1 protein-coding gene is annotated in these 1,165 nt (G+C 63.6%); it reads right to left on the reverse strand.

Annotation, left to right across the window (positions count from 1 at the left end; genetic code table 11):
• Positions 1-10: 10 nt before the first annotated feature.
• Positions 11-952: an IS110 family transposase gene (locus tag B0684_RS13610; RefSeq protein ID WP_018167930.1), complete on the reverse strand. Its 942-nt coding sequence runs from the start codon at positions 950-952 to the stop codon at positions 11-13.
• Positions 953-1,165 lie beyond the last annotated feature (213 nt).

The following is a 1,165-nucleotide window of genomic DNA, read 5'->3' on the forward strand; positions in this document are numbered from 1 at the left end:
GTAGGAGATTCTATGTCTCTCCACAAGGGATCTTAGGTTGGTAATCGGTCTGATTTTTCATCAGGGCGAAGGCGACGCGGGCCAGCTTTCGAGCCAAGGCGTTCAGTGCCTGGGTCGTCGCCAGGCCACGGTCCAGGCAGCGCTGGTAGTAGTCGCTCCAGGCGGCTTTCGACTTGGCCTGCATCGCGGCCAGATAGAGCAGCCGTCGCAACTCTGGATCGCCCTGTTTGGTGAGTTTGCGCTGCCCCCGTTTCGTGCCGGAGTCGCGTATGCGGACATCCAACCCCAGGAAGGCAACGAACGCATCACCGCTGCGGAAGGCGCCGCGATGGAACGCCATCGTCAAGCCGGTGGCGGTGAGCGGGCCCACACCCTCGATCTGCTGGCAGCGTCGGGCGTGATCCGACCAGCCGGCGCGACCGACCGTCTCGCGCAGCACACGCTGGAGGACAGCGTCCAGCCGACCGATCTCCCGGAGCAGATCCTTCAGATTGGACTGCAGTTCGGGTACGCCTCGCAGGCTCTGCTCCAGCATGACCCGTGCCCGCACCAGCGTGGCACGCCGGCGCAGCAGCTTTTGCAGGGTCCGGTAGCCCTCGGGTGGCGGTGTCCAGGGGCGCAGTTCGTCCTGTTCGCGTTGCAGATAACGCACCAGAAGCCGAGCATCCCCGGCATCGGTCTTGGCCCGGCCACCGATGCTCTCGCGGTAGCGATTGAGGCGATAGCCATTAATCAGATACACCCGGTGGCCCTGATGATGAGCCTCCAGCGCCAGGGCCAAGTGATAGTCGTTGGTCGCCTCCAGGGCGAAGTCGGCCGGACCCTCCAAGCCACGGACCCACCGGCGGATCGCCGGGAGCTCGTTGGGACACGGCTGTGCGGTTTCACCGTCGATGCTGATCCACAACTCGGCCTTGCCGACATCGACCCCGATCCGATGCGTTGCCATCATCACACCTCCCGAGCTAGCTTGGAGTTGTCTGTCGGGGCCTCACCGAACGCTGGCTTGCCATCTATCGTCGGTCCCGTGCCGATCGATTCCTTATCGGCGTTTAAGGTGAGGGGTGGGACGAATTCTCCTACCGTCTGTGCCACAGGCCAGATGCCGGCCTCGTCCCTCCACCCCGACAGACCTTTTCTAGGCCTGCCGGGGTTAAACATACAA

The organism is Thioalkalivibrio versutus (genome assembly GCF_001999325.1).
In the GTDB taxonomy this organism is placed as follows: Bacteria; Pseudomonadota; Gammaproteobacteria; order Ectothiorhodospirales; family Ectothiorhodospiraceae; genus Thioalkalivibrio; species Thioalkalivibrio versutus.

Bases quoted from the DNA above. Each gene is read 5' to 3' on its own strand.
- B0684_RS13610 (WP_018167930.1), bottom strand. From the start codon at position 952: ATGATGGCAACGCATCGGATCGGGGTCGATGTCGGCAAGGCCGAGTTG.